This window comes from Piscinibacter sp. XHJ-5 (genome assembly GCF_029855045.1).
Taxonomy (GTDB): domain Bacteria; phylum Pseudomonadota; class Gammaproteobacteria; order Burkholderiales; family Burkholderiaceae_C; genus Albitalea.
The window spans coordinates 2,102,052-2,128,592 of record NZ_CP123228.1 but is presented as its reverse complement, the minus strand read 5'-3'; the positions used below and the strand labels follow the sequence as shown (position 1 = coordinate 2,128,592).

The 26,541-nt window shown below is 70.9% G+C and carries 23 protein-coding genes; 14 read left to right on the top strand and 9 right to left on the bottom strand.

Going from position 1 to position 26,541, the window contains the following annotated elements:
- Positions 1 to 37: 37 nt before the first annotated feature.
- Positions 38 to 964: a LysR family transcriptional regulator gene (locus tag P7V53_RS09970; protein ID WP_280155331.1), complete on the bottom strand. Its 927-nt coding sequence runs from the start codon at positions 962 to 964 to the stop codon at positions 38 to 40.
- 93 nt (positions 965 to 1,057) lie between these two features.
- Between P7V53_RS09970 and metE the strand changes: the two genes are divergently transcribed.
- The gene (gene metE, locus P7V53_RS09965) at positions 1,058 to 3,382 is read left to right on the top strand and encodes a 5-methyltetrahydropteroyltriglutamate--homocysteine S-methyltransferase (protein WP_280155330.1); all 2,325 of its coding nucleotides are present in this window, start codon (positions 1,058 to 1,060) and stop codon (positions 3,380 to 3,382) included.
- Positions 3,383 to 3,398: 16 nt separating this feature from the next.
- Here metE and P7V53_RS09960 read toward each other — a convergent pair whose 3' ends face one another.
- Both P7V53_RS09960 and P7V53_RS09955 read right to left on the bottom strand, forming a co-directional pair.
- On the bottom strand, positions 3,399 to 4,436 hold the full coding sequence (locus tag P7V53_RS09960) for a TAXI family TRAP transporter solute-binding subunit (RefSeq protein ID WP_280155329.1): 1,038 nt from the start codon (positions 4,434 to 4,436) through the stop codon (positions 3,399 to 3,401).
- Positions 4,437 to 4,450: 14 nt separating this feature from the next.
- Positions 4,451 to 5,131 carry a hypothetical protein gene (locus tag P7V53_RS09955; RefSeq protein ID WP_280155328.1) on the bottom strand — a complete coding sequence of 227 codons (681 nt, stop codon included), beginning with the start codon at positions 5,129 to 5,131 and terminating at the stop codon, positions 4,451 to 4,453.
- 336 nt (positions 5,132 to 5,467) lie between these two features.
- On the opposite strand from P7V53_RS09955, the gene P7V53_RS09950 reads away from it, so the two are divergent.
- Positions 5,468 to 5,968 (top strand): cyclic nucleotide-binding domain-containing protein, encoded by a 501-nt coding sequence (locus P7V53_RS09950; protein WP_280155327.1) that lies wholly within the window; start codon positions 5,468 to 5,470, stop codon positions 5,966 to 5,968.
- 3 nt (positions 5,969 to 5,971) lie between these two features.
- Here the strand turns inward: P7V53_RS09950 and P7V53_RS09945 are convergent, their stop codons facing one another.
- Positions 5,972 to 6,628, bottom strand: coding sequence for an SDR family oxidoreductase (locus P7V53_RS09945; protein ID WP_280155326.1), 657 nt, complete (start codon positions 6,626 to 6,628; stop codon positions 5,972 to 5,974).
- 143 nt (positions 6,629 to 6,771) lie between these two features.
- On the opposite strand from P7V53_RS09945, the gene P7V53_RS09940 reads away from it, so the two are divergent.
- The 6 genes from P7V53_RS09940 to P7V53_RS09915 all read left to right on the top strand — a co-directional run bounded on the left by P7V53_RS09940 (position 6,772) and on the right by P7V53_RS09915 (position 12,577).
- Entirely contained in the window at positions 6,772 to 7,746 is a 975-nt protein-coding gene (locus tag P7V53_RS09940; protein ID WP_280155325.1) for an AraC family transcriptional regulator, read from the top strand.
- Positions 7,747 to 7,820: 74 nt separating this feature from the next.
- Positions 7,821 to 8,318 (top strand): PaaI family thioesterase, encoded by a 498-nt coding sequence (locus P7V53_RS09935; protein WP_280155324.1) that lies wholly within the window; start codon positions 7,821 to 7,823, stop codon positions 8,316 to 8,318.
- Positions 8,315 to 9,181, top strand: a complete 867-nt coding sequence (locus P7V53_RS09930) for an RNA polymerase sigma factor (RefSeq protein ID WP_280155323.1) — start codon at positions 8,315 to 8,317, stop codon at positions 9,179 to 9,181. The genes P7V53_RS09935 and P7V53_RS09930 overlap by 4 nt, the downstream gene beginning before the upstream one ends.
- Before the next feature lie 23 nt (positions 9,182 to 9,204).
- Positions 9,205 to 9,978 (top strand): class II aldolase/adducin family protein, encoded by a 774-nt coding sequence (locus tag P7V53_RS09925; RefSeq protein WP_280155322.1) that lies wholly within the window; start codon positions 9,205 to 9,207, stop codon positions 9,976 to 9,978.
- A 108-nt stretch (positions 9,979 to 10,086) separates the two neighbouring features.
- Positions 10,087 to 11,559, top strand: a complete 1,473-nt coding sequence (locus P7V53_RS09920) for a D-alanyl-D-alanine carboxypeptidase (RefSeq protein WP_280155321.1) — start codon at positions 10,087 to 10,089, stop codon at positions 11,557 to 11,559.
- 58 nt (positions 11,560 to 11,617) lie between these two features.
- On the top strand, positions 11,618 to 12,577 hold the full coding sequence (locus tag P7V53_RS09915) for an AraC family transcriptional regulator (RefSeq protein ID WP_280155320.1): 960 nt from the start codon (positions 11,618 to 11,620) through the stop codon (positions 12,575 to 12,577).
- On the opposite strand, the gene P7V53_RS09910 is transcribed toward P7V53_RS09915, so the two are convergent.
- The 4 genes from P7V53_RS09910 to P7V53_RS09895 form a co-directional block, all read right to left on the bottom strand.
- Positions 12,574 to 13,047, bottom strand: a complete 474-nt coding sequence (locus tag P7V53_RS09910) for a GFA family protein (RefSeq protein WP_280155319.1) — start codon at positions 13,045 to 13,047, stop codon at positions 12,574 to 12,576. The genes P7V53_RS09915 and P7V53_RS09910 overlap by 4 nt on opposite strands.
- A 10-nt stretch (positions 13,048 to 13,057) precedes the next feature.
- Positions 13,058 to 14,050, bottom strand: a complete 993-nt coding sequence (locus P7V53_RS09905) for an NAD(P)-dependent oxidoreductase (RefSeq protein WP_280155318.1) — start codon at positions 14,048 to 14,050, stop codon at positions 13,058 to 13,060.
- A 20-nt stretch (positions 14,051 to 14,070) separates the two neighbouring features.
- Positions 14,071 to 14,865, bottom strand: a complete 795-nt coding sequence (locus tag P7V53_RS09900) for an SDR family oxidoreductase (protein ID WP_280155317.1) — start codon at positions 14,863 to 14,865, stop codon at positions 14,071 to 14,073.
- Positions 14,866 to 14,947: 82 nt separating this feature from the next.
- Complete coding sequence (locus tag P7V53_RS09895; protein ID WP_280155316.1) at positions 14,948 to 15,310, bottom strand: DUF4406 domain-containing protein; 363 nt, start codon at positions 15,308 to 15,310, stop codon at positions 14,948 to 14,950.
- Positions 15,311 to 15,382: 72 nt separating this feature from the next.
- On the opposite strand from P7V53_RS09895, the gene P7V53_RS09890 reads away from it, so the two are divergent.
- From P7V53_RS09890 to P7V53_RS09865, 6 genes are all read left to right on the top strand, one after another.
- Complete coding sequence (locus P7V53_RS09890; RefSeq protein WP_280155315.1) at positions 15,383 to 17,341, top strand: prolyl oligopeptidase family serine peptidase; 1,959 nt, start codon at positions 15,383 to 15,385, stop codon at positions 17,339 to 17,341.
- Positions 17,338 to 18,174, top strand: a complete 837-nt coding sequence (locus tag P7V53_RS09885) for an alpha/beta hydrolase (RefSeq protein WP_280155314.1) — start codon at positions 17,338 to 17,340, stop codon at positions 18,172 to 18,174. The genes P7V53_RS09890 and P7V53_RS09885 overlap by 4 nt, the downstream gene beginning before the upstream one ends.
- Positions 18,175 to 18,192: 18 nt before the next feature.
- Complete coding sequence (locus P7V53_RS09880; RefSeq protein ID WP_280155313.1) at positions 18,193 to 18,990, top strand: class I SAM-dependent methyltransferase; 798 nt, start codon at positions 18,193 to 18,195, stop codon at positions 18,988 to 18,990.
- 305 nt (positions 18,991 to 19,295) lie between these two features.
- Positions 19,296 to 19,556 carry a DUF4242 domain-containing protein gene (locus tag P7V53_RS09875; RefSeq protein ID WP_280155312.1) on the top strand — a complete coding sequence of 87 codons (261 nt, stop codon included), beginning with the start codon at positions 19,296 to 19,298 and terminating at the stop codon, positions 19,554 to 19,556.
- Between the two features lie 6 nt (positions 19,557 to 19,562).
- The gene (locus P7V53_RS09870; protein ID WP_280155311.1) at positions 19,563 to 22,553 is read left to right on the top strand and encodes an AAA family ATPase; all 2,991 of its coding nucleotides are present in this window, start codon (positions 19,563 to 19,565) and stop codon (positions 22,551 to 22,553) included.
- Positions 22,554 to 22,692: 139 nt separating this feature from the next.
- Positions 22,693 to 24,111 carry an FAD-binding oxidoreductase gene (locus P7V53_RS09865; RefSeq protein ID WP_280155310.1) on the top strand — a complete coding sequence of 473 codons (1,419 nt, stop codon included), beginning with the start codon at positions 22,693 to 22,695 and terminating at the stop codon, positions 24,109 to 24,111.
- Positions 24,112 to 24,160: 49 nt separating this feature from the next.
- Here P7V53_RS09865 and P7V53_RS09860 read toward each other — a convergent pair whose 3' ends face one another.
- Complete coding sequence (locus P7V53_RS09860) at positions 24,161 to 26,539, bottom strand: SAM-dependent methyltransferase (RefSeq protein ID WP_280155309.1); 2,379 nt, start codon at positions 26,537 to 26,539, stop codon at positions 24,161 to 24,163.
- Positions 26,540 to 26,541 lie beyond the last annotated feature (2 nt).

Genomic DNA, 26,541 nt, shown 5'->3' with positions numbered 1-26,541 from the left:
CGTGAAAGGATAGCGCTACCATGTCCCTCGCCGCAAGTCACAGCAGCGATACGCCTGGCAGGCTCAGCAGCGAGGTCTCGCGCATCAGGCGGACGAACTCGCGCACATACGGCCGTTCGCGCAGCCGCGCCGGGACCGCGGCATACAGGCGCCCGACCAGGCCGTCGTCGCCGATGCGCTGGCTGGCGACATAGCCCCGGTCGAGGTAGCTCTTCACCGCCCACAGCGGCAGCGCCGCCAGGCCGCGGCCGCTGGCGACAAGCTGCAGGATCGCCACCGTGAGCTCGCTGGTGCGCCGTGCCGGCGCCACGCCGGCCGGCGCCAGGACGCGGCGCACCAGGTCGAGCATGTCGTCGGGCACGGGATAGGTGATCAGCGTCTGGCCGGCAAAGTCCTGCGCCGCGAGCGCCGGCCGCTCGAGCAGCGGGTGGCTGTGGGGCAGCAGCGCGACGATCTCGAAGCTGAACAGCGGCAGGTACTCGATGCCCTGCTCCTCGCCTTCGGCCAGCTCGGAGACGATGGCCACCTCGGCGCGGTCCTGGTGCAGCAGCGCCACCGGGTCGGCATGGAAGCCCGAGACGATGTCGAGCTCGACCTCGGGCCAGCGGGCGCGGAACGCGTCCATCGCCGGCATCAGCCAGTCGAAGCAGGTGTGGCACTCCACGACGATGCGCAACGCGCCGCTGCTGCCCGACACCAGCCGGGCGACGTCGCGCTCGGCGTCCTGCACCTGGGGGAGCACGCCGTCGGCCAGCTGGAGCAGGCGCTGGCCCGGCGCCGTGAAGCTCACCGGGTTCGACTTGCGCTCGAAGACGACCGCGCCGTAATGCTCCTCCAGCGCCTTGAGCTGGTGCGACAGCGCCGATTGCGTCAGGTTCAGCAGTTGCGCGGCCCGCGACAGGTTGCCGGCCTCGCGCAGGGCGACCAGGGTCTTTAGGTGTCGCAGCTCAAGTGGCGACTGCATGTTGAGCGGTTTTCATGATCGATCAAAGAAACTTTCGCTTGAATCATAATGAGCGCAGGCCGACGATGCCAGCTCGTTTGTCCCCTCATTGCCATGGCCATCGTCTGCACCCACCTCCTCGGTTTCCCGCGCATGGGCGCTGCCCGCGAGCTCAAGTTCGCACTGGAGCGCCACTGGCGCGGCGAGATCGGAGTCGCCGAGCTCGAAGCCACCGGCCGCGAACTGCGCCGCCGACATTGGCAGCTGCAGCGCGACGCCGGACTGGACTTCGTCACCGTCGGCGACTTCGCCTACGGCGATCACGTCGCCAACCACATCCAGATGCTGGGTTGTGAGCCCGCGCGCTTCGGCTTCACCGGCGACGTACCGGAGCTCGCGCGCTACTTCATGCTGGCGCGCGGCGTCGCGGCGGAGCACCAGCACGACGACGGCTGCGCGTGCGGCCATGCCGCGGCCGAAGGGCGGCCGGCACTGGAGATGACCAAGTGGTTCGACACCAACTACCACTATCTCGTGCCCGAGTTCGACGCCGACACGCGCTTCGGGCTCGCTTCGCGGCGCCTCCTCGGGGAAGTGGCCGAGGCGCAGGCGCTGGGTCACCGGGTGAAGGTCGTGCTGCTCGGGCCCTTGAGCTTTCTCTGGCTGGGCAAGGAAAAGGCCGACGGCTTCGACCGCCTGAGCCTGCTGGAGCGGCTGCTGGCGGCGTACAACGAGGTCCTCATCCGCCTGGGCGCGGCCGGCGTGCAATGGGTGCAGGTCGACGAGCCCATCCTGGGGCTCGACCTGCCGCCCGCGTGGGTCGCTGCCTTCGAGCCCGCGTATCGGCGGCTCGCGGCGGCCGACATGTCGATCCTGCTGGCCACCTACTTCTCGCCGCTGCAGCAGCATCTCGAGCTGGCGTGCGGGCTGCCGGTCGCCGGCCTGCACCTCGACTGCGTGCGCGCGCCGCACGAGCTCGACCAGGTACTGCAGCGGCTGCCGCTGGAGCGCGAGCTTTCGCTCGGCATCGTGGACGGCCGCAACGTGTGGCGCACCGATCTCGATGCGGCGCTGACGCTGCTGCAGCCGGCGCTGGCACAGCGGCAGGGCCGCCTGTGGATCGCGCCGTCCTGCTCGTTGCTGCACGTGCCCATCGCGCTCGGCGACGACTCCGCGCTCGACGCCGAACTGCGCAGCTGGCTCGCCGGCGCGGTCGAGAAGCTGGACGAGATCCGGGTGCTGCAGCAGGCGCTGGTCCACGGACCGGCGGCCGTGCGCCGAGAGCTGTTCGCCGCCCGCGCCGCCGTTGCGGCTCGCGCGAGCAGCCCCCGCGTGAAGAACGCCACCGTCGCCGCGCGCTGCGCCACCCTGCCCTCGAATGCCGATCGCCGCCAGTCGCCGTTCGAGCAGCGAGCCGCCGTGCAGCACGCTCGCCTGCAATTGCCGCCTTTTCCCACCACGACGATTGGCTCGTTCCCGCAGACGGCCGACATCCGCGGCGTGCGGGCCGCCTTCCGCCGCGGCGCATTGCCGGAGGCGGACTACCGTCAGGCGATGCGCAGCGCCATCGCGGACGCGGTCGCCCGGCAGGAGGCGATCGGCCTCGATGTGCTGGTACACGGCGAAGCCGAGCGCAACGACATGGTCGAGTACTTCGGCGAGCAGCTCGAGGGCTTCGCCTTCACGGCCAACGGCTGGGTGCAGTCGTACGGTTCTCGCTGCGTGAAGCCGCCCATCCTGTTCGGCGACGTCTCGCGCGCGGCGCCGATGACGGTCGAGTGGACCGAATACGCGCAAAGCCTCACGCGCCGTCCGATGAAGGGCATGCTGACCGGGCCCATCACCATCCTGCAGTGGTCCTTCGTGCGCGACGACCAGCCGCGCGCCGACACCGCGCTGCAGATCGCGCTCGCGATGCGCGACGAGGTGCTCGACCTGGAGCGCGCCGGCATTGCCGTGATCCAGATCGACGAGCCCGCGATCCGCGAAGGGCTGCCGTTGCGGCGCTCGCAATGGGCCGACTATCTCGCGTGGGCCTCACGCGCGTTCCGCGTGACGGCGGCCGGCGTCGGCGATGGCACGCAGGTCCACACGCACATGTGCTATGCGGAGTTCAACGACATCCTGCCGGCCATCGCGGCGATGGATGCCGACGTCATCACCATCGAGACCAGCCGCTCGCAGATGGAGCTGCTGCGCGGCTTCGCCGAGTTCGAGTACCCGAACGAGATCGGGCCGGGGGTCTACGACATCCACTCGCCGCGCGTGCCGCCGGTGGAGGAGATGCTGCACCTGATGCGCAAGGCCGCGGCCGTGGTGCCCGCGCAAAGGCTTTGGGTCAATCCGGATTGCGGGTTGAAGACCCGCGCCTGGCCGGAGACCGAGGCGGCGCTGCGCAACATGGTGCTGGCCGCGCGGCTGCTGCGCGATCCTCAGTGAAGGTGGTGCATCACCATCACTTGCACAACCCGAGGATCTTCTCCTGCTGCGTGCATGCGCGCACCGGCTGCACCTTCGGCTGGTTCGCCATGCAGGCGCGCAGCGCGCGCTCGGTCTGCGGGTAGTAGAGCCAGCCGCGGCCGAGTTCCGGCAGGCCGATCTCCACTTCACGCCACTTGGGATGCCCCTGCTCGCGCAGCCGGGGGAAGTTCTGGCACAGCGAGCGCGCGAAGCGGTTGAGGTGATCGCTGGTGGAGGCGAGCTTGTAGTCGTAGGTGACGAGGAACGCCTTCACCGCGACGCTGGGAATGTCCTCGGCCAGCAGGTTGGGATAGCTCGCCGCTCGCACCGTGGCATTGAAGTAGGTGCGCAGTGCCGCCTTGCTCGAGGGGTGGTTGGGATCGAACTTGAGCAGCTTGATGAGTTGGCGCGCCTCGGGCTTCATGTCGACCAGCAGCTTGGCGGGCTGCCCGGCCACGACGACCACGACGTCGATGCTCTTGTCGCCGATCAGCTTGACCAGCGCCTCCTCGTTGCTCAGGTAGCTGGCGTTGCCCTCGGGGATGGCCGAGCCGAACATCTGGCGGAAGATCGTGGTCGACGACATCGCGGTGCCGCTGCGCAGCGCGCCGACGTTGATCTTCGCGTCCTTGATCTCGTGCACGAAGTTCAGCGGCGAGTCGGATCGCGCGATGAAGTAGATCTCTTCGTTGTACAGCGGCAGGATCACCCGCAGCGGGCGGATCATGGCGTCCGCGTCGGCATTGCCGCCGGCGGCGTGATCCAGGAAGGCCTGGTACACGTCGGATTGCACGAGCGCGAACTTCACGCCGGGCTCGTAGCGCAGGCGCTCCACGTTCTCGGCCGAGCCCGCGGACGGCAGCGCTTCGAGTTCGATGTCGGCCGGCGGCGCGATGAACTTCGCGAGGTCACGGCCGATCTGGATGTAGGTGCCGCGCTCCGACGCGGTGACGATCTTGTAGCTCGCGGACGCGAAGGCGGTCGATCCCGCCAGGCATGCCACGACCAGGCCAGCGATGAATCTCCAGGGCATGCGTCGCGTCTCCTTCACCGGTCGAGCGTGCACAGCGCCAGGGCGGCGACCTGCGGCGTGCAGGCGGCCTTGACCGGCGGCGGGGGCTGCTCCGGCCGAGGCGGACTCTCGGGCACGGGATCCTGCCGAAGCACGGCGACGCTGCGCGTCGGCGCACGCGGCGCGACACGCTCGACGGGCTTGCTGCGCGCGGTCTTCACCGGCGGCGGCACCGCCTGGGCCGGCGGCTCGACGACCGGCGCGACCGCCACGGGTTGGGGCGCGGCGACGGCAGCGGCCGGCGGCGGCGTGACCGGTGGGGGATCGACCTCGGCGCGCTTCACGGGCGCGGCCGCCGGCACCGCTGGAGCGCGCGCATCCTTCGCGTTCACCGGCGTTGCCTCGTCGCCTCGCCACAGCAGCGAGCCGATCAGGCCGCCCACCAGCGTGAGCGCGGCCACCGCCCACACCAGCCGCGAGGGCCTGGCGGCTGACGGCGCCGCGCTGGCGAACAGCGGATCGTTGGCAGTGACGGTGTCGTGCGGCGGCGCGAACGGCGGCAGGGTGCGCGGGCCGTCGTGATCGACGGCGGCCGCAGCGCGCGCACGGATCTGCTCGAGCACTGCCGGCGGCACTTCCGTGTCGACCACCGGCACCTCGTCCTCGACCGGCGGCGGTACCGACGCCGCCGGGCGCATCGGCAACGGTTCGGGCATGAGCTGAAGATCGCACTGCCAGCAGGCCAAGGCGGTGATGCCGTTGGCAGCTCCGCAGCGGGAGCACGCCGCCAGATGCCTGCGGGCTTCTCCAGTGACTGTTGGTCGCATCGCACCCCCTTCTACAACTCCACAACTCGGCGAACGGACCGACCTTGTATGAAGCCTGCGGCACTTCGGGTTGTCAAGCGTGCTGACCCCCTGACCCCCTAAAGCGAGCGTCCGACATCCAGGGGTTTGTCCGGAGCCATCACGCTCATCTCGAGGGATCGCGATGCCCTGTCATGGGGCCTACACTGACCAATACCGGTGCGTTCCGGAGGTCTGGGAGCGGTGATGCAGACCACTCGAGTCGAACTGTTGCAGGGCATGCCGATCTTCGGCGCCATTCGGGAGGACATCCTGCGCTTCCTGCTGGACCAGGCGCGGTCGGTGTCGATACACGCCGGCGAGTTCTTCTTTCACGAGGGCGATGCGGCCACCGGCATGTACGTGCTCGAACAGGGCCGCGTGGCGGTGCTCAAGCACTGGAAGGGGCAGTCGTTCCTGCTGCGCGAACTGGCCGAAGGCGACTGCTTCGGCGAGATGGCGCTGATGGACCTGATGCCTCGCAGCGCCTCGGTCAGGGCCCTCGAGGATTGCAGCGCGATCGAGATCCGCTCCGCTCACCTGCATGCGCTGTACAGGCAGGATGTCGAGCAGTTCGCGCTCGTGCAGATGAACATGGGACGCGAAGTCTCGCGACGACTTCGCGCCGCCGTGGAGCAACTCTTCCGCAACGGCATGGAAGCGGCGACGGACGCGTCGGCGAGCGTCGCGCGCGACCTGGTGCACTGAGTCTCACCCGCCGGACAGGGCCACCGAGCGACCGACGAAAGCGTCGCCGCGCACCACGTCGGCCAGAAAGCGCCCCACCTGCTGCCGCGACACCTGCATGCGCCGGGTCTGACCCTCGGCCGAGACGAACGGCGGCGTGTCGGCGGGCGTGTCGGTCAGGTTCACCGGCTGGGCGATCACCCAGTCGAGGCCGCTGGCGCGCACCTCGCGCTCCTGCCGCTCCGTGTCGGCGATCTGCGGCTTCAGCAGCAGCGCGAACATCAGCCGGTACACCCACGGCAGCTTGTGGCGCGTCTCGCCGACACCGAAGCTGGACTGCACCACCAGGCGGCGCACGCCATGCCGCTTCATCGCGGCAACGACGTTGCGCGTGCCCGCCGAGCGGACGTCCATCGGCGTGCCGGCGCTGCCCAGCAGCCGCACCCGCAGCGCGCTCTCGGCAATGCCGAGCACCACGATCACCGCGTCATGCCCTTGCACGGCGCGCTCGACGTCGCCGGCGCTCATGGCGTCGCCGTTCACGCAGCGCAGCGCGGGCGACATCGCCTGCAGGCTCTGCGCACGGCGCGAGAACGCCGTCACCTCATGCCCTGCCGCGAGCAGGCCGCTCACCGCCGCCCGCCCCGAGCCACCCGTCGCTCCGACCACCAGGACCTTCATCGCTCATCTCCTTCTAATCAAGTTTTGCGATGGATCCAGTTTCGGCGGCGGAGTCAGGACTTCCAATGATTGCGCATCGTGATTTCATGCTCGATCGTCCAGACTTGCTGGACGAACAAGCTCCCCAATCGCACCATAGCCCCATGGAACACCCCGATCCCTGGTCACCGGTGGACGCGCTCGGCGATGCGCTGCATCACCTGCGCATGAGCGGCGTCTTCTATTGCCGCTCCGACTTCACGGCGCCCTGGGGACTGGAGCTGCCGCCGATGCCGGACTGCCTGATGTTCCACGTCGTCACCGCGGGCCGCTGCTGGCTCGAGGTGCCGGGCGAAGCGCCGCGCATGCTGCAGCCGGGCGACCTCACGCTGGTGCCGCACGGCCAGGGACATCGACTGGCGAGCGAGCCGGGTGGCGCGGCAGCGAAGCTGTTCGAGCTGCCGCGCGAGACGCTGAGCGAGCGCTACGAGATCCTGCGCCAGGGCGGCGGCGGGGCCGCGACGCACCTGGTGTGCGGCGCCGTCCGCTTCGACGATCCCGCCGCGCATCACCTCGTCGCCATGCTGCCGCGCGTGCTGGGCATGGAAGCCCCCGGCTCGCCCTACACCGACTGGATGCACAGCACGCTGCGCCTGATGGCCGCCGAAGCACGCGAGCTGCGCCCCGGCGGCGAGGCGGTCGTCACGCGCCTGGCGGACATCCTGGTGATCCAGGCCATCCGCAGCTGGATCGCCGAGGCGCCCGCTGCACGTGCCGGGTGGCTGGGCGCGCTGAAGGACCGGCAGATCGGGCGGGTGCTGGCCGCGGTCCACCGCGACCCGGCACAGCCGTGGACCCTGGCCTCGCTCGCGAGCGAAGCGGGCATGTCGCGCTCCGCCTTCGCGGCGCGCTTCACCGAGCTGGTCGGCATGCCGGCCATGCAGTACGTCGCGCGCTGGCGCATGCACGTCGCGCTGATCCGGCTGCAGCAGCACGATGAAGGCATCGCGCGGCTGGCGAGCCGCGTCGGCTACCAGTCGGAAGCGGCGTTCAGCCGCGCCTTCAAGCGCTTCGTCGGCATGTCGCCCGGCGCGGTCAGCCGGCAGCGCGGCGCGGGGGCCGCGGCGGCCGGCTCCTGAGACCGGGCGCTGTCTTCAGTCACAACGACGGCGGTCGCTCCGTCCAACCAGGTTCCACAGCCCAGGAGCCCGTCATGCAACCGACCTCCCCGACCTCCACCGTTGCGGCCGCCGTCCCGGCGCCCGCTGCCCTGACCACCGATCCCGCCGAGCTGCGCGCGATCTGCGAAGAGGTCATCACGCGCAGTCCGTTCGCCCGCTGGATGGGCACGCGCATAGGCGACATCCGTCCGGGCCGGGTCGTGCTGCAACTGCCGGTCCGCGACGACCTGCGCCAGCATCACGGCCAGGTGCACGGCGCGGTGCTGGGCTACCTCGCGGACACGGCCGCGTCGTGGACGGCGGCGACGCTGGTCGGCGATGTCGTGACCTCGGAGTACAAGATCAACCTGCTGGCGCCGGCTCGCGGCGAGCTGCTCGAGGTGATCGGCGAAGTGGTGCGTGCCGGCCGGCGGCAGGTCGTCAGCCGCGCCGACGTGTACGCGCTCGACGGCGGGCGTCGCGAGCTGGTGGCGACGGCACTGGCCACGATCGCGGTGGTGCGGCCGCAGGCCAAGGAGGACGCGCGATGAACGACCACGAGGCCCTGCCGCTGATCGAGGCCGCGGTCGCCGGCAGCGAGCGCGCGCTGGAACAGCTGATCGCCGGCATCCAGCACCAGGTGTACCGCCTGTCGCTGCGCATGCTCGGCTCGCCGGCCGACGCGCAGGACGCGTCGCAGGAGATCCTGATCCGCATCGTCACCTCGCTGGCGTCGTTCGAGCGCCGCAGCACGTTCGCGACCTGGGTCCACAGCATCGCCGCCAATCACCTGCGCGATGCCGCCGAGCGACGCGACAGGCGCGCGATGGCCAGCCTGGACGCCATGGCCGAGCGGCTCGATGCGGGGCTGGCCGCGACAGCGCACGCCGACATCGGCAGCCACCGCGACGACCCGGCGCTGCGGCACGAAGCCAGAGAGCTCGGCCTGCGCTGCACGCAAGGCATGCTCATGGGGCTGGACGTCGACCAGCGCCTGGCGCTGGTCCTCAGCGAGATCTTCGGCGTCGACACGGCGCACGGGGCCCGTGTGCTCGGCATCAGTCCGGCCGCGTATCGCCAGCGGCTGTCGCGCGGCCGCCGGCGCCTGCATGACTTCCTCCAAGGACGCTGCGGCCTGGTCGACGAGAACGCGCGCTGCAGCTGCACGCGCCAGGCGCTCGCATGCCGCGCGGCCGGCCATCCGGTGAAGATCCGCAACATGAGCCGCAGCGAGCCGGAGCCTGCACTCGACGAGGGCTATCGCGAGCTGTCACTGATGCACCGCATCGCCGCGGTGCTGCGCCGGACGCCGGAGTGGAAGATGCCCGAAGAGGTCACCCGACGGCTGCGGCACGTCATCGCGGCCAGCCCGATGCTCGGGCATGGCGACACCTCGGCGTCGGGAGTACCATAGCGCCCGCTTCCGGAATACTTAACATGTTCACTATCAACGACATCGAGCGTACGCGCCCGCACGATTGCGAGCTCGACGAATGGCGACTGCGGCTCGAGCTCGCGGCTTGCTACCGTGTCTTCGACAGGCGCGGCTGGGTCGAGGAGATCTTCAACCACATCACCGTGCGCCTGCCGGGACCCGAGCGGCACTACCTCATCAACCCGTTCGGCCTGCACTACGGCGAGGTCACGGCCCGCAACCTGGTCAAGGTCGACCTCGCCGGCAACACGATCGGCCGCGACGACCATCCGGTGAACCGCGCGGGCTTCGTCATCCACAGCGCGATCCACCGCGCGCGCGACGACGCGCACTGCATCATCCACACCCACCATTCGGCCGGCATCGCGGTGTCGTGCAAGGCCGAGGGCCTGGCGATGGACAACTTCTACGCCGCCTTCCTGCATGGGCGCGTCGCCTATCACGACTTCGAAGGCGTCACGGTTGATGAAGGCGAGCAGGCGCGGCTGGTCGAGCATCTCGGCGACAAGACCTGCCTGCTGCTGCGCAACCACGGGCTGCTCGTCGCCGAGCACGACATCGCATCGGCCTTCTACTGGATGTACGTGCTTCAGCGTGCCTGCGAGATCCAGGTCCTCAGCGGCTCGATGCCCGGGCCCAATCTGCCGCTCACGGCACAGGCGCTCGCCATGTCGTCGAGCAGCGTCCAGGACGCGGATCCGCAGCGCGACCTGTTCTCCAAGGTGTTCTGGGCCGCCGTTCGGCGCGCCGGCGTCACGCTCGATCAGATCGCCTGACCGGCCGACTTTTTTGCCGGCCTTCCGGCAGGTTTTGCCGGAACGCGGGCGGCGCGCCGCCACGCGCCCCGCAGGCTCGCGAGGCATGCTCCTTGCCTCGACAGCGACGTGCAACATCGTGCGCGAACCCTTTGGCTCGGCGTCGCGGTCGGGCTGTGCTCGGCCATCGTGCAGGCCGCCCCGGCGCTTCCGACCGAGGTGGCGAAAGCGCTGGGCGCCTCCGGGCTGCCGCTGGCGAGCTTCGGCTTCGACGTGCGCCCGGTCGACGCAGGCGCGCCGACTCCGCTGGCGACGCTGAACGCCGAGCGGCCGTTCACCCTCGGATCGACTGCCAAGATCGTCACCTCGCTGGCCGCGCTCGACCTTCTCGGCGAGGCGCACCGCTGGCGCACGGAGGCCTACGCCGCCGGCCCGCTGGTGAACGGTCGTCTCGCCGGCGATCTGGTCATTGCCGGCGGCGATGCCGGCCTCACGCCGACCGAGCTGGCGCGCTGGTTCCGCCAGATGCGCGCCGAGGGCCTGGTGCACGTCGCCGGCAACATCGTCCTGGAGCGGCTCGACCTTCTGCACGAGGAGCATCCGACCCAGGCGGGCACCGCCGCCGAGGAGCGCGCGACCGGCATGGCGTCGGATGCGCGCACCTTCAACCGAGGCGCGCTGGTCGTGGCGGTGCATCCCACCAGGTCCCAGCGCGCCGCCGTCACCCTGCGCCCGCATCCGCTGGGCGTACAGGTGGTCAACGACGTCTTCATGGGCGGCGGCTGCCAGGCCTGGGCGCAATGGAAGTCGCCGCAGCAGACTTCCGGCCTGCCGACGCTGTGGGTGCGCGGCCGCTGGGACGACGGTTGCGGTGCGCGCGACGTCGCCTTCGTGCGGCCGACCGCGGCGATGCGCCTGGCCGCGCCGGCCCCGGCGGTGGTCCCGACGCCGCGGCTGGTCACGGCGCTGTGGGCGCAGACCGGCGGCAAGCTGGGCGGCCGCGTCGTGGAGGCACAGCGCCGGCCGGCGGCGCCCGACGCCGCGGACGCCCCGCCGCCGGCGTGGAGCAGCGAGGTGTCGACGCCGCTGCCGGAGCTGATCCGGGAGATCAACAAGACCAGCAACAACGTGGCGGCCCGCAACCTGCTGCTGTCACTGGCCAGCGGCGCCACCACGCCGCTGGGCGCGCTGTCACGCGCGCAGGAGCGGGTGCACGGCTGGCTGCGCGAAAAGGGCCTGGCAGACGACGACATCCACATCGACATCGGCTCGGGCCAGTCGCGAGCCGAGCGCGGCAAGCCGAGGGCGATGGTGCAGCTGCTGCTGGGTGCCTGGCGCGCCGGCGGCTCCACCGTCTTCGTGGATTCGCTGCCGATCGCCGGCGTGGACGGCACGCTCGCGCAGCGAATGCGCAGCGGGTCGGCGACCGGCCAGGCGTGGCTGAAGACCGGCACGCTGCGCGACACGCGTGCGCTGGCCGGCTACGTGCGCGCGCGCAGCGGCAAGGTGTACGCCGTCGCGGCGATCGTGAACCACCCGCAGGCGGCGCGTGCGACGCCTTCGCTCGATGCGTTCATCGAGTGGGTGGCGAAGAACGGCTGACGCCTGCCGGACATCCCGCAGACGGCAATTCCGCCAACAGCGCTGCATAGTGCTGTCCATGCCCGCCCATCCTTCCACCGTCAGCCGCATCAACCGGGTCATCGACTACATCGATGCGCACCTGACCGAGCCGCTGGACCTGCAGACCCTGGCCGCAGTCGCGCACTTCTCGCCCTGGCACTTCCATCGCGTGTTCCACGAGACGACCGGCGAGACGCTGGCCCAGTGCGTGCGTCGGCGCCGGCTCGAGGTGAGCGCGGGGCGCCTGGTGGCCGCGCCCGAGATGGCGGCCTCGCGCATCGCGCTGGAAGTGGGTTTCGGCTCGGCCGAGGTCTTCACCCGCGCCTTCAGCGCGCACTTCGGCGTCACGCCCACGGCCTGGCGGCGCGGGGCGTCACGCGACTGGGCCGAGTCGCGCTGGCGACAGCTCAGCAAGATTCATCAAGCCGATCGCAACACGCATCAAGAGGTGGCACTGGCGTTCAAGCACGATCCCGAGCTCTGGCCGACGGGCAGCGTCGAGCCGGCACAAGGAGATCCGATGGAGGTGCAGATCAGGACCTTGCCCGAGGTGCGGGTGGCCTACATGCGCTGCGTCGGCCCCTACGGCAACTCCGGCATTCCGAAGACCTGGCTTCGCTTTGCCGCCTGGTGCGAGCAGCAGGGGCTGATGCAGCCGCGCCGCACGATGTACGGCGTGGCGCACGACAACCCGATGGTGACGTCGCCGCAGCAATGCCGCTACGACGCCTGCGTCGAAGTCGGTCCCGGGTTCCTGCCCCATGGCGAGATCGGTGTGCAGGCGCTGCCGGGCGGGCGCTATGCCTGCACGCGCTTTTCCGGCGCGACCGACGAGGTCGACGGCGCCTGGGGCCGCTTCATGATCGAAGGGTTGCCGGCCACCGGCTACCGCCCCGACGACGGTCCGCGCATCGAGATCTACGGCGCCGACTTCGCCTTCGACGAGAAGACCGGCGTGTTCTCGTGCGAGCTGTGCGCGCCCGTCGTGCCCGTCTAACCGTGCCGCTCGTGCCACTGGGCGAGCGACATGTCCGGATAGTCCTCGTAGCGCGGATCGTCGCGCCGCCCTTCCACCGGCACCCAGCTCGCCTTCGAGCCCAGCATCATGTGGACATGCTCGGGCGGCGGCGGCAGCTCGCTGTCGATGGCACCGGCGTGCGGATGCACCAGGTCCGGCCAGGCGGGATCCCACAGCCACAGCGGGCTGCCGCAGCGGCCGCAGAAGTGACGCTGCCCGCTGCTCGTGCGCACGTCGTCGCCTTCGCCCATCCGCGCCCGGTAGACGCGCAGATGGCGGCGTCCTTTCACCTTCAGCGTGTGGAAGTCGGCGCCCAGGTTGATCGCATAGCCGCCGCTGCCCGCGGTCTTGCGGCAGATCGAGCAGTAGCAGCGCATGAAGGGGACGGGCGACGTCGATTCGACGGAGAAGGTCACGGCGCGGCAGTGGCAGGAACCCTGGAGATGCATGGCGGAGGTCCTACAAGGTTTGCAAGCGCCGCGCGTGCTCCGGGTTCACCGCCCCGCGCGGCGTCTCGCCGCGTGTGATGGCCGCGAGCTGCTCGGTGGTCTCGATCGCCTGGTGCGACACCGCCGGCGGCGTGAGGCCGCCGACGTGCGGCGTGGCGACGACACGCGGATGCGCGGCGAGCGACCGCGATGGCATCTGGTCCGGGGCGCGGCCCACGTCCATCGCGCAGCCCGCCAGCCGGCCGCTGTCGAGGGCGCGCAGCAGCGCGGCCTCGTCGACGAGCTCGCCACGCGACGCATTGACGAAGAACGCGCCGTCCTTCATCTGCGCGAAGCGCGCATCGTTCATCAGGTTCTCCGTCTGCGGCGTCGCCACGACCAGGCACACGACACAATCGGCCGCGGCCAGCACCGCGTCCAGCGTGAGCTGCTCGACGGCCGGATCGTCCACCTGCACGTTCGGATCGGCCACGCACACCCGCATGCCGAAGGCCAGCCCGAGGCGAACGACCGCGCGGCCGATGGCACCGTAGCCGAGCACGCCGAGCGTGGCCCCGCGCAGCTCACGGCCCATGCGGGCGGTCGGCACCGCGCCGGCGCGCCAGGTGGCGACGTACTCGCTCGTGTGGCGGCTCAGGTCGAGCATGGCGGCCATCACCCACTCGGCCACCGCGGTCGCGAAGCCGGCGCTCGCGCGGGTCACGAGCACACCGTGTGCGCTGGCAGCGGCCACATCGACGTTGCGGATGTCGACCGCGCAGCGCATGAACACCGCGAGACCGGGAAGCTGCTCGAACACGGCCGCCGGCGCGGCCGTCTGCCGGTCGCTGACGATCACCTGGCAGTCGCGCGCGAGCGCCACCAGCTGCGGCAGCGGCAATGGTCCCCCGGTGTCGTTGACGCTCACGTCGCCCAGCGCGCGCAGGCGCGCGATCGCCGCGTCGCCGTAGTACAGGCGCCGCGCCTGGGCATCGTGCGTCACCAGGATGCGCAGCCGCTTCACCGGGCCACCTCGGCGTCCCCTCAGGCGATGGCGCGCACGACGCCACCGTCGACCCGCAGCGCCGTGCCCGTGGTCGCCGACGCGGCCGCGCTGCACGCGTACACGATCATCGACGCGACCTCGTCGGGCGTGGCGAAGCGGCGCAGCACCGACGAGGGCCGCGCGCTGCTGAAGAACTCGCGCTCGACGGTGGCGACGTCAACACCGCGCGTGCGGGCCATGTCGGCGACGAAGCCGCCGACGCCTTCGGAAGCGGTGGGGCCCGGCAGCACGCTGTTCACCGTGACACCGGTGCCGGCCAGCGTCTCGGCCAGGCCGCGGGCGACGGCAAGCTGTGCGGTCTTGGTCATGCCGTAGTGAATCATCTCGGTCGGGATCTGCAGTCCCGATTCGCTGGAGACGAAGACGATGCGGCCCCAGTTGCGCGCCCGCATGCCGGCGACGTAGTGGCGCGACAGGCGCACGCCGCTCATCACGTTGACCTCGAAGAAGCGCAGCCAGTCTTCGTCCGGGATGTCCTCGAACGGCTTCGGCTCGAAGATGCCGAGGTTGTTGACCAGCACGTCGACATCGGGCAGCACCTCGGTGATCGCGCGGCAGCCGTCCGCGGTGGACAGGTCGAGCGCGATGCCGTTCACCGCGGCGCGCGGCGCGGCCTTGCGCACCTGCGCCACCGCTTCATCGACCCGCCGCTGCGTGCGGCCGTTGACGGTGACGGCTGCGCCTTCGCGTGCGAGCGCACAGGCGGTGGCCAGTCCTATGCCGGCGGTCGAGCCGGTGACGAGTGCGTGCTTGGTGCTGAGGCCGAGGTCCACGGTGATCCTTGCGTCGAGACGGAGTCGGACGTTGTATCGCCGGGGCAATGACCGTGCGGGGTGCGGGGGTCTGCGGGGGGACTCAGGGTGCCGGCACCTCGTCGAGGCCGTGAAACACCGCCTTGCCATGCTGGCGCGCGATGGCGACCATCTCGTCGGCGCCGGCGGAGGGACCGCCGATGCGCAGGCAGGCGTCGCACTTGGCGACCAGGCGCCTCGAAACCGGATGGAAGATCTCGTTGAACACCTCATCGCCGATGCCCGTGGAGCCGGCGTGCTCGATCAGCGGCAGCGCGAACCACTCGCCCATCACCGGCAGGTGCCCGGCGCGAAACAGCCGCAGGCTGGCCTCGGTCATCGCGGCCACGTTCTTCGCGATCAGTGCCGGATCGTCGTTCGTGCCGGAACGGTAGGGACCTGCGACGAGGATCATCAGTGCGGACATGAACGCCTCCTGTTGAAACACGGGCAGCGAATGGCGCTAACCTGCGCCCGTTCACCGACCAAGGAGCTTCGCATGCCCGGCCGCACCATCGCCTCCTTCGGCACCTGGGCTTCACCGATCACCGCACAGCGCGTCGCCAGCGCAAGCCGGCCGCTGTCCGCGCCGCACATCGACGGCTCGTCGGTGGTCTGGCTCGAAGGCCTGCCCGGGGAAGGCGGCCGCGTCGCGGCGATGCGCAGCGACGGTACGGCCGACTCGCCGACGGAGATGCTGACCGCCGCGCCGTACAACGTCCGCTCTCGGGTGCACGAGTACGGCGGCGGCGCCTGCATCGCGGCCGGTGGTGTCCTGTACTTCTCCCACTACGCCGACAACCTCGTCTACCGCCGCGCGCCGGACGGCGCCATCGAGCCCCTCACGCACGAGAGCCGCCATCGCCACGCCGACTTCGAGCTCGACGCCCCCCGACAGCGCCTCATCGCCGTGCGCGAGGACCACGCCGCAGGCGGGCACGAGCCGCGCAACCTGCTGGTGGCCCTGCCGCTCGACGGCCGCGGCGATGCCGCGGCGCTGGCCAGCGGCCACGACTTCTACGCCGCGCCGCGCCTGTCGCCCGATGGCCGCCGCCTGGCCTGGCTGTGCTGGAACCATCCGCTGATGCCGTTCCAGGGCACCGAGTTGTGGCTGGCCGATGTGTCGGACGACGGCCGCCTCGTGCAGCCGCGGCGCCTCGCCGGCGGCGCGGACGATTCCCTGTGCCAGCCGCAATGGTCGCCCGACGGGCAGCTGTTCGTGGTGTCGGACCGCTCGGGATTCTGGAACCTGCATCGCATGGAGCGCGATGCGCTGCAGCCGCTGTGCCCCACGGACGCCGAGTTCGCCAGGCCGCAATGGGTCTTCGGACGTCACCTGTACGGCTTTCATGGCGCGCACGAGATCATCGCCAGCTGCATCGACCAGGGCGTGAGCCGGCTGGGCCGCATCGATGTGCGCAGCGGCGCCTGGCAGCCGATCGCCACCGACCGCACCGACTTCGAGGAGCTGCAGGTGGGTCCCGGCTTCATCGTCGCCATCGCCGGATCGCCGACACAACCGCAGCACCTGCTGCGCATCGACCTCGACAGCGGTGCGCACACCGTGCTGGCGCGCAGCGCCACCGACCTGCCCGATGCGGCCTGGCTGGCGCGGCCTGAAAGCCTGGCTTTCGAGAGCGAGGGCGGCCGCATCGCCCACGCCTTCCACTATCCGCCGACCAATCCCGACTTCGAGGCGCCGCCCGGCGAGCGCCCGCCGCTCATCGTGACCAGTCACGGCGGGCCGACGTCGATGAGCGGGACCAGCCTGCGGCTGCCGGTGAACTTCTGGACCAGCCGCGGCTTCGCGGTGCTCGACGTCAACTACGGCGGCAGCACCGGCTTCGGCCGTGCCTACATGGAGACGCTGAAGGGCCAGTGGGGCATCGTCGACGTGCAGGACTGCGTGGCCGCCGCGCGCCACCTCGCGCAGCGCGGCAGCGTCGACCCGCAGCGAATGGCCATCCGCGGCAGCAGCGCCAGCGGCTACACGACCCTGTGCGCGCTGATCTTCCACGACGTGTTCAAGGCCGGCGCGAGCTACTTCGGCGTCACCGACCTGGCGGCGCTGGATGCCGACACGCACAAGTTCGAGTCGCGCTACACCGAGTACCTGGTCGCCCCACCGCCCGAACGCGAGCGCCTGTACCGCGAGCGCTCTCCGGCCTTGCACGCCGACCGGCTCAAGCGGCCGGTGATCTTCTTCCAGGGGCTGGACGACAAGGTGGTCCTGCCGTCGCAATCGCAGGGCATGGTCGAAGCGATGAAGGCGCGCGGCGTTCCGGTCGCCTTCCTTGCGTTCGAAGGCGAGGGACACGGCTTTCGCCGCCTGGAGACGCTGCGCCGCACCCTCGAGGCCGAGCTGTACTTCTACGGCCGCGTGTTCGGCTTCGCGCCCGCCGATGCGATCGAGCCGGTGACCATCGCGGGCGAGCTCGAAGAGAGGCACGGTCGATGAGCACGACGACGTGGGTGAATGTCGACGGCGCGGTGCTCGCCGCCGAGGTCGAGGCGAGCCATGGCGCGCAAGGCGTGCCGCTGGTGTTCCTGCACGCGGGCGTGTGCGACCGCCGCATGTGGCAGGCGCAGTGGGAAGCCTTTGCGGCGTCGCATCCGCTGCTGCGCTACGACCGGCGCGGCTTCGGCGAGACGCGAACGCTCGCGCCCACGCGCCACTCGCGCGAAGCCGACCTGTGGGCGGTGATGGACGCGGCGCGGTTCGACAGCGCCGTGCTCGTCGGCTGCTCGCAAGGCGGCCGCGTCGCGATCGACGCCGCGCTGGCGCAACCGCAGCGCGTGCGCGCTCTGGTGCTGGTCGCACCGGCGGTGGGCGGCGCACCGCAGGCCGAGCTGACCGGCCGGGTGCAACGGCTCGCCGGCGACATCGACGCGGCCTCGGCGCGGCGCGATGTCGATGCGGTCAACGAGCTCGAGGCGCAGCTCTGGCTCGACGGCCCCGCGGCGCCACCGGGACGGGTGGGCGGCGCGACGCGCGAGCTCTTCCTTGCGATGAACGGCATCGCCCTGCGCGCCGACGATGTAGGCGAGGCGTTGGAGCCGGCGGCCACGGCCTGGCGCCGGCTGCAGGAACTGCAGGTGCCCACGCTGGTGCTGTGGGGCGACCTGGACCTGCCGCACCTGCGTGCGCGCTGCGAGGAGCTGGTGCGTCGCATCTCCGGCGCGCAGCGCGTCATGCTCGAAGGCGCGGCGCACCTGCCGAGCATGGATGCCCCCGAGGCATTCAACGCCGCGCTGCGGCGCTTCATCGGCAGGTTGCCGCTGCGCCAATAGCTTTGCCAGGAGGCACCGATGGAAGCGAACAACCGCAACGACAAGTGGCAGCTCGGCGACGCTTACGAGCGCTACATGGGCCGCTGGAGCCGCGAGGTGGCGCCCCGGTTCCTGCACTGGATGGAGGTGCCCGCCGACCGGCGGTGGCTGGACGTCGGCTGCGGCACCGGGGCGCTCTGCGCGGAGATCGTCGCCCGGTGCGCGCCGCGCAGCGTCGTCGGCATCGACCCGTCCGAAGGCTTTCTGGCCACCGCCCGGCAACTGCTGCCGGCGGAGGTCGTCCTGCACCGCGCATCCGCGGGCCAGCTGCCGCTCGACGATTCGTCCGTCGACGCCACCGTGTCCGCGCTGATGCTCAACTTCGTGCCGGATGCCGGCGCCGCGCTGCGCGAGATGGTCCGCGTCACGGCGACGGGCGGCTCGGTGGGCGCCTACGTGTGGGACTACGCGCGCAAGATGGACCTGATCCGGCTCTACTGGGATGTGGCCGCGCAGTTCGATGCGCAGGCCCGTGCGCAGGACCAGGGCGAGCGCTTTCCGCTGTGCCAGCCCGATGCGCTCGCCTCGGCATTCGCAGACGCCGGCCTGCGCCAGGTCGAGGTGTCCGCCATCGAGATCCCGATGCGCTTCGCCGACTTCGACGACTACTGGCGTCCCTTCCTCGCCGGCCAGGGGCCGGCGCCGGCCCATGCCATGCAACTGGAGGAGCCGGTGCGCGAGCAACTGCGTGAACGCCTGCGCGAGCGCATGCCGGTGCTGCCCGATGGATCCATCCTGCTGCAGGCGCGGGCGTTGACGGCGCGAGGACGACGCTAGCCGGGTCTACGACCTGGCCATCGCCGCAGCCTGCAGGTGCAGCGGCGCCCTGAAAAGGAACAGCCCACCTGAGGTTTGATCCGGAGGCGGGCTGCCGTCACTCTTCAGCGACTGATCGCTTTACTCGTCCCTCTTGCGAGGTCCTTTCGGCCATCGGTTCCGTCGGGTGGCGATGCCAGCTTACGCCGATGGCCGCCGACCGCAAGCCGAACTGCGACGGCGGCAGGGTCTCTGCCTGAGGCGTATTCGGGCTTTGCGACGCCGCTCCAACGGAGTACAAGATCGCATCCGCCCGGGGGACCCGCATGGCCTTGTTCGTCATCGAGCGCAATTTCGCCGAACAGCTTCAGCTCACCGACGAATCCGCACGCCTGGTCAGCGAGATCAACGCCAGTGCGGGCGTGCATTGGCTCTTCTCCTTCCTGTCGGCCGACAAGAAGAAGACCTATTGCCTGTACGAGGCGCCGTCGGCCGAGGCCATCCGCGAAGCGGCACGCCGCGCGAACCTCCCGGCCGACGTCGTCATCGAGGTGTCCGAGATCCGCCCGCCGGCGATGGCCGGCTGAGCGCGCATGGCCGGCGACGCCGAACGCAGGTTCATCGGGCGGCGCTCCGAGCTCGACGCCCTGCAGGCCGCCCTGGCGCGGGCGGTGGACGGGCGGCCCGGCATCGTGCTGCTGACCGGCGAGCCGGGCATCGGCAAGACGCGCACCGCGCAGGAGCTGGTCGAGCACGCCGGCCGCCGCGGCGTCCTCGCCCTGTGGGGCCGCTGCCCGGAGGAGCCCGGCGCCCCGCCCTACTGGCCCTGGCTGCAGCTCGTGCGGCGCTACGCCGCACTGCACGACGAGGGCACGCTGGCCGAAACGCTGGGCGCGGCGGCCTCGGCCCTCTCCGCGCTCGACCCGCAGCAGGCTTCCGTGCCCGGCAGTGCGCAAGCCGGTCCCGACGCGGTCGAGGCGCGCTTCCGCCTCTTCGACGCCATCGCCGCCTTCTGGCAGCGCGCGGCGGCGCGCCAGCCGTTGCTGTTGCTGCTCGACGACCTGCACCGCGCCGACGTGCCGTCGCTGCGCCTGCTCCAGTTCGTGATGGCCGAAGCCGGCGCGAGCCGGCTCATGGTGCTGGGCACGTATCGCGATTCGGAGGTCTCGCGCCGGCACCCGCTGTCGGACACGTTGGCGCAGCTGCACCGGCACGCCCAGGTGCAGCGGCTGCTGCTGGGCGGCCTGAGTCCGGCCGAGACCGCCGAGTTCGTCGTCGCGGCCGCGGGAACCGCATCGGCCCCGCTGGCGGAGGCGATGTACGAGCAGACCGAGGGACATCCGCTGTTCCTGACCGAACTGGCGCGCGACCTGGTCCAGTCACGCACTGCGCGCAGCGACGGCCCGCCTGCCCGCCGGGTCCCCCGCGGCGTGCGCGACGTGATCGGGGCGCGGCTGAACCGCCTGTCGCCGGCCTGCGTGCCGGTCCTGCAGAACGCCGCGGTGATCGGGCGCGAGTTCGACTTCGCGCTGCTGTGCCGCCTGCTCGATGAGCTGACCGACGAGGAGTGCCTGGCGGCCCTGGAAGAAGCGCGGGAGGCCGGCCTGGTCGACGAATCGGCAAGCCTCGGCGGCTACCAGTTCACCCATGCGCTGGTGCGCGACACGCTGTACGACGAACTGCCCGCGGTGCGTCGCACACGCCTGCACCAGCGCATCGCGGCCGCGCTCGAGGCACTGCACGCCGGCGATCTTGCGCCGGCGCTGTCCAGCCTGGCGCACCACTGCCACGCCGCCGGACCCGCCGGCGACCCGGCCAAAGCGATCGAATACGCCACCCGCGCCGCCGAGCGGGCGACCGCGATGCAGGCGCATGAAGAAGCCGCCCGTCACTACGCCCTCGCCTGCGCGACGCTGGGCACGGGCGCCTCGGACGACGCGCAGCGCGGCGCGCTGTTGCTGGGCCTGGGCGAGGCGCAGATCGGCGCCGGCGACAACGCGCTCGCGCTGGCGACCTTCGCCGACGCCGCCGGTTGCGCACGCCGGCTGTACGACGCTTCGCTGCTCGCACGCGCGGCCATCGGGTATGGCAACGCGCAGTGGCGCATGGGTGGTGAGGGCTCGAAGGCCGTCGAGCTCATCGAGGAGGCGCTGGCCGCGGCGCCGGCCGCGGACAGCCGCGAACGCGCATCGCTGCTCAGCTCGCTGTGCCGCGCCTTGCTGTTCTCCAACCGGCCGCAGCAGGCCGAGGCTGCCTATCACGAGGCCGTGGCCATGGCGCGCCGTGTCGACGATCCGCGCATCCTGTTCGGTGCGCTGAGCGCCATCGTGCCGGGGCGCTGGTACCCGGAGGGCCTGGCGGTGCGCATCGAGTCGGCGCGGCAGGCGCTCGCCCTGGTGCAGGGGCGCGATCACGCGCACTGGGCCGTCTCCACGCTCACGGGTTGGCACGCCGGCGACCTGATGGAGGCCGGCGACACTGCCGCCGCCGACGAGATCAGCCGCCTTCATCTCGCCGTCGGCGAACGCACGCGCGAGCCCTTCATCGAGGCGGTCGCGCGGGTGGCGCTGGCCATGATCGCCACGCATCAGGGCCGCTTCGCCGAAGCCGAGCAGCTGGCCGTGCAGGCGCTGCGCTGCGGCGAGCGCTTCGACCGCGACAACGCCGCCGGCATCTTCGGCGCGCAGATGTTCACGTTGAGACGCGAGCAAGGCCGGCTGCGCGAGCTCGCGCCGGTGCTCAAGCAGTTCCTCGACAGCGAAGCGCCGGCCGCGGCGTGGCGGCCGGGCCTGGCGATCCTGTACTGCGAGCTGGGCGCCGACGACCAGGCACGCGATCTTTTCGACCGGCTTGCCGCCGGAGGCTTCGCGGGCGTCGTACACGACGCGATCCGCGCGGCCAGCCTGGCCTACCTGGCCGAGGTCTGCGTGCACCTCCACGACGTGTCCCGCGCCGCCACGCTGTACGAGCTGCTGATGCCCTATGCCGAGCGCAACATCGTCTTCGGCGCGCACACCGCGTCGTTCGGCGCCGGCGCGCGCCTGCTGGGCATGCTGGCGACCCTGCTGTCACGCTACGACGACGCGCAGCGCCACTTCGACTTCGCACTCGGCTTCGATGAGCGCACCGGCGGCCGGCCCTGGCTGGCGCATACGCGCTGCGAGTTCGCCGCCATGTTGCTGCGGCGATCCGAAAGCGGCGACGCCGAGCGCGCCGCATCGCTGCTCACGCAAGCGCTGGACGACGCCCGCGAGCTGGGCATGCAGTCACTCGAGGCCCGCGTTGCGCAGCTGCAGGCGCAGCTGTCCACGACACGCAAGCCGGAGGTCCACGCCGCCGGCCTGTCGGCGCGCGAGGTGCAGGTCCTGCGCCTGGTCGCCGCCGGCAAGACCAACCAGGAGATCGCCGACGCGCTGTGCCGCAGCCCGGCCACCGTGGCCATCCATGTGCGCAACATCCTCGGCAAGACACAGGCGGCCAATCGCGCCGAGGCCGCGGCGTTCGCGGCGCGGCACGGGCTGCTGTCGCCACAGGAACCCCAAAAGGCTCCCTCTCCCGCGCTAGGCGGGAGAGGGTCGGGGTGAGGGCTGCCTAGTCATTTCTGACTATCGCCTCGCCGCCGCTTCCACACCGCAGAACCATCCGGCCGGTGGATGGCATGCCCGACCGTCGCAAGCAGACTGCGCAGGCGCATCGCGCAGATCACTCGAAGGAGCTTCCAACATGACGATCGAACTCAAGGCCGCCGACGGCGGCAAGGTGCAGGTCTCGCCCGAGATCCTGCAGTCCTTCAAGGCGGGCTTTCGCGGGCCGGTGCTCGCACCCGACGCCCCCGACTACGAGGAGACCCGCAAGATCTGGAACGCGATGATCGACCGGCGGCCCGGACTCATCGTGCGCTGCACCGGCACCACCGACGTCGTCGCCGCCGTGCGCTTCGCGCGCCAGCATCAGTTTCTCGTCTCGGTGCGCGGCGGCGGCCACAACATCGCAGGGCTGGCCGTGGCAGAAGGCGGGCTGATGATCGACCTGTCGCTGATGAAAGGCGTGTGGGTCGACGCCAAGGCGCGCACCGCACGCGCGCAGGCCGGCTGCACGCTGGGCGACGTCGACCGCGAGACGCAACTGCACGGGCTGGCGGCGGTGCTCGGCTTCGTCTCGGCCACCGGCATCGCCGGTCTCACGGTGGGCGGCGGCTTCGGCTACCTCACGCGGCGCCACGGCTGGACCTGCGACACGGTGGTCTCGATGGAGGTGGTGACCGCCGAAGGCCGGGTGGTGCGCGCCGCGGCCGACGAGAACGCCGAGCTGTTCTGGGCGCTGCGCGGCGGCAGCGGCAACTTCGGCATCGTCACCTCCTTCGAGTACACGCTGTTCCCGGTCGGTCCGGAGATCCTCGGCGGCGCCATCGCCTGGCGTGCCGAGGACGCGAAGGAGGTGCTCGAGTTCTACCGCGAGTTCAGCGCCACCACGCCGCGCGAGACGACCTGCGTCGCAGTGCTGCGCATCGCGCCGCCTGCGCCGTGGTTGCCGAAGGAGATCCACGGCAAGCCGATCGTCGCGGTGTTCGTCTGCCACAGCGGCAGCATCGAGGAAGGCGAGAAGGTGCTGGCACCGCTGCGCGCCTGCGGCAAGCCGGTGGCCGACATCGTCACGCGCCGGCCGTACACGCAGATGCAGAGCCTGCTGGACGCGACGCAGCCGAAGGGACGGCGCTACTACTGGAAGTCGCACTACCTGCCGCGCGTGGAATCGCAGGCGATCGACGTGCTGATGGAGCACGCCAAGCGCCTGCCGTCGCCGCATTCGGCCATCCTCGTCTTCCAGATCGGCGGCGCGCTGGGCGAGCGCTCGGCGGAGCATTCGCCGGCCGGCAACCGCGATGCCGCGTATGTGCTCAACATCGCCGCGTCATGGGAGAGCGCCGCCGACGATGCCGCCAACGTGCGCTGGAGCCGCGAGTGCTTCGAGGCCACGCGCGGGTTCTCGACGGGCGGCACGTACATCAACTTCCTCACGGAGGAGGAAGGGCGTGATCGCATCGAGGCGGCGTACGGCAGGCCCACTCTGGATCGGCTGGCGACGCTCAAGCGCACCTACGACCCGGACAATCTCTTCCGGCACACGAAGAGCATTGCGTGATGTGCGGGCCGTCCGACACGGACGGCGCAAGGGGTTCCCGGGGTGGGGGTCACGGCGTGGACGCTGCCGCGACGGCGTACAGCAGCAGCGCCAGCACCACCACCGCCGTGAACCCCACGTGGATCGCCAGCAGCGTGGCGAGCACCGCCGCCGTGACGGATGCGCAGCCGTTGATGCCCCACGCCCACGGGATCAACCACGCACCGGCCTGCTCGACACGTGCCAGCCCGATCGGAAACGGCATGCCCATGAAGAACGCCAGCGGCGCGATGAGACCCGCGCAAATCGCGATGCGCAGCACATCGGGCAGCCCCATCGCATGCTGGAACAGCCACGGCAGCACCGCCACGCAGCCGGCGGCTGCCAAGGCGATGGCAAGCGCCACCGTGCGCACGCGCAGGCGCAGGCGCGGCGAGAAGCGGCTGCCGATGCCGGCAAACACGAGGAAGGCGAAGAGCACCACGGCGACCGCGTACAGCGGGTGGCTCAGGAAGAGCACGAACTTCTGGATGAACGCGATCTCGATGAACATGAAGCCGAAGCCGATCGCGAGGAAGTACACGAGCACCCGCGCGCGGGATGCTGCCGCGCGTGCGGCGCGCCGGCTCGCCCACGCGATCGGCAGTCCGATCAGCAGCACGCTGAGAAGCGCCGCCTGCACCAGTGTCAGCACCAGCACCGGATAGCCCCACTCGAGCAGCGGCAGGCCTGCGCCGCCTTCGATCGACAGGAGCTCGGGCAGCGAGCGCCACTTGAAGAAATGGAAGAAGTGCGGCCGGTCGTCGGTGGCGGGCGCCACATGGAACTTGTAGCGTTCCAGGAAGGCGTCGCGATCCGGCCCGAGCAGCGCCGCGGCGGCGTCGAACAGGTCGGGCGGCTCGACCACGTTGTAGCGATTGGCCTCCTCTGCGCGCATGCCCGGGTAGTAGGCGAGGTCGAACGACCGCTGCGCGCAGAAGGCCTTGATCGCGGCGATGTGCCCGGCGTCGAAGGCGCCCTGGCGCACGAGCAGCGTGGTCGTCTTCCAGCTGCGGATCAACGCCAGGCGCGACGCCGGATCGCTCACGCCCGAGCGCTCCAGCGCCACCACCGCCGCCGCGAACAGCTTCGGCGCATCACGCGGCGGCAGCGTGACCCAGCGGGTGATGGCGAGCAGCCCGCCGGGCGCCAGGTGCCGCAGGTCGTCCTGCAGCGCCTCGACCGTGTAGAGATAGTTTTCCGACAGCGCATGGAGCCCCGCCGACGACGCACTGAAGGAATCGAGCAGCGCAACCTGGATGAGGTCGTAGCGTTCACGGCTCGCGGCGACGAAGCCGCGCGCCTCGGCCACGTGCACACGGGCGATGCTCGAGTACAGGTCGCCCGCGAAGCCGGCGTGGCGATGGCGCACCAGGTCCACGACCTGCGGGTTGAGCTCCACCGCATCGATCCGGGCCGCGCCGTGGAAGTGGGCCTGGAGCACGTCCGAGCCCGCCCCGGCACCGAGCACCAGCACCCGCGGGCGTTGCAGCAGGTGGTAAGGCAGCGCGGAGCTCAGCTGATCGAGGTGGGCCAGGCTTTCTCGCCTGCCGTCGAAGCGGGTCAGTGCGTTCAGCCCCTCGCCGTCGGTGAAGACGCCCAGTTGCGGCGGCGGCTCGGTCGATGCCGTGAGACTCAGCCCCGGCGCATGGCGCAGCGGAATGCGCGGGCTCTCGAGCACGCTCACCAGGCCCAGGGGGCTCGATCGCTGCTCCACCACGCGCGCCTGCGGCAGGCGCAGCGCCTGGGAGAGCTCCTTGTACGGCGACATCACCGGCGTGATCCACGCCGCAGGCACGAGCAGAAGCGCGCCGGCCAGCGGCAGCGCCATGGCTGCGCGCCCGCGTCGGCCGCCGCCGCATTCGAGCCACGCCGCGGCCGCGCCGAGCACGCCCAGCACGCCGATCAACCGGAGCAGCTGCTGCGGCTCCAGCCGGAACAGCAGCACGATCACCGCAAGGCTGCCCGCGCCGGCGCCGAGGATGTCGACGCTGTAAAGGCGCGACTGCATGCCGCGCCAATGGGTCAGCGCCATGCAGACGCAGGCGCCCGCGCACAGGAAGGGCAGCAGGAGCAGCAGGTAGATCGACAGCAGATGCACCGGCTGCCACGGGTCCCACAGCAGCTCGAGCGGATTGAAAGGCAGGCGCTGCGCCAGCGCGAAGCAGCCCACCGACCCGATGCCGAAGGCAGCGGCGCAGCCGCTGAACAGCGCCGCGAAGTGCCGCTCCACCGAGCGCTGCGCGAGCAGCACCGCTGCGCCGCTCGCGCCGTAGCCGAGCAGCGCCAGGCTGATGATCATGTAGGCGAAGTGGTGCCACAGCACGATGGAGAACAGCCGCATCAGCAGGATCTCGTAGGCGAGCGACGCAGCCGAGATCAGCGCAACGGCGATCACCGGCGCGGACATGC

Excerpts from the sequence above, each read along its gene's own strand:
- P7V53_RS09970 (WP_280155331.1), bottom strand. The coding sequence starts at position 964 with ATGCAGTCGCCACTTGAGCTGCGACACCTAAAGACCCTGGTCGCCCTG.
- metE (WP_280155330.1), top strand. The coding sequence starts at position 1,058 with ATGGCCATCGTCTGCACCCACCTCCTCGGTTTCCCGCGCATGGGCGCT.
- P7V53_RS09960 (WP_280155329.1), bottom strand. The coding sequence starts at position 4,436 with ATGCCCTGGAGATTCATCGCTGGCCTGGTCGTGGCATGCCTGGCGGGA.
- P7V53_RS09955 (WP_280155328.1), bottom strand. The coding sequence starts at position 5,131 with ATGCCCGAACCGTTGCCGATGCGCCCGGCGGCGTCGGTACCGCCGCCG.
- P7V53_RS09950 (WP_280155327.1), top strand. The coding sequence starts at position 5,468 with ATGCAGACCACTCGAGTCGAACTGTTGCAGGGCATGCCGATCTTCGGC.
- P7V53_RS09945 (WP_280155326.1), bottom strand. The coding sequence starts at position 6,628 with ATGAAGGTCCTGGTGGTCGGAGCGACGGGTGGCTCGGGGCGGGCGGCG.
- P7V53_RS09940 (WP_280155325.1), top strand. The coding sequence starts at position 6,772 with ATGGAACACCCCGATCCCTGGTCACCGGTGGACGCGCTCGGCGATGCG.
- P7V53_RS09935 (WP_280155324.1), top strand. The coding sequence starts at position 7,821 with ATGCAACCGACCTCCCCGACCTCCACCGTTGCGGCCGCCGTCCCGGCG.
- P7V53_RS09930 (WP_280155323.1), top strand. The coding sequence starts at position 8,315 with ATGAACGACCACGAGGCCCTGCCGCTGATCGAGGCCGCGGTCGCCGGC.
- P7V53_RS09925 (WP_280155322.1), top strand. The coding sequence starts at position 9,205 with ATGTTCACTATCAACGACATCGAGCGTACGCGCCCGCACGATTGCGAG.
- P7V53_RS09915 (WP_280155320.1), top strand. The coding sequence starts at position 11,618 with ATGCCCGCCCATCCTTCCACCGTCAGCCGCATCAACCGGGTCATCGAC.
- P7V53_RS09910 (WP_280155319.1), bottom strand. The coding sequence starts at position 13,047 with ATGCATCTCCAGGGTTCCTGCCACTGCCGCGCCGTGACCTTCTCCGTC.
- P7V53_RS09895 (WP_280155316.1), bottom strand. The coding sequence starts at position 15,310 with ATGTCCGCACTGATGATCCTCGTCGCAGGTCCCTACCGTTCCGGCACG.
- P7V53_RS09890 (WP_280155315.1), top strand. The coding sequence starts at position 15,383 with ATGCCCGGCCGCACCATCGCCTCCTTCGGCACCTGGGCTTCACCGATC.
- P7V53_RS09885 (WP_280155314.1), top strand. The coding sequence starts at position 17,338 with ATGAGCACGACGACGTGGGTGAATGTCGACGGCGCGGTGCTCGCCGCC.
- P7V53_RS09880 (WP_280155313.1), top strand. The coding sequence starts at position 18,193 with ATGGAAGCGAACAACCGCAACGACAAGTGGCAGCTCGGCGACGCTTAC.
- P7V53_RS09875 (WP_280155312.1), top strand. The coding sequence starts at position 19,296 with ATGGCCTTGTTCGTCATCGAGCGCAATTTCGCCGAACAGCTTCAGCTC.
- P7V53_RS09870 (WP_280155311.1), top strand. The coding sequence starts at position 19,563 with ATGGCCGGCGACGCCGAACGCAGGTTCATCGGGCGGCGCTCCGAGCTC.
- P7V53_RS09865 (WP_280155310.1), top strand. The coding sequence starts at position 22,693 with ATGACGATCGAACTCAAGGCCGCCGACGGCGGCAAGGTGCAGGTCTCG.
- P7V53_RS09860 (WP_280155309.1), bottom strand. The coding sequence starts at position 26,539 with ATGTCCGCGCCGGTGATCGCCGTTGCGCTGATCTCGGCTGCGTCGCTC.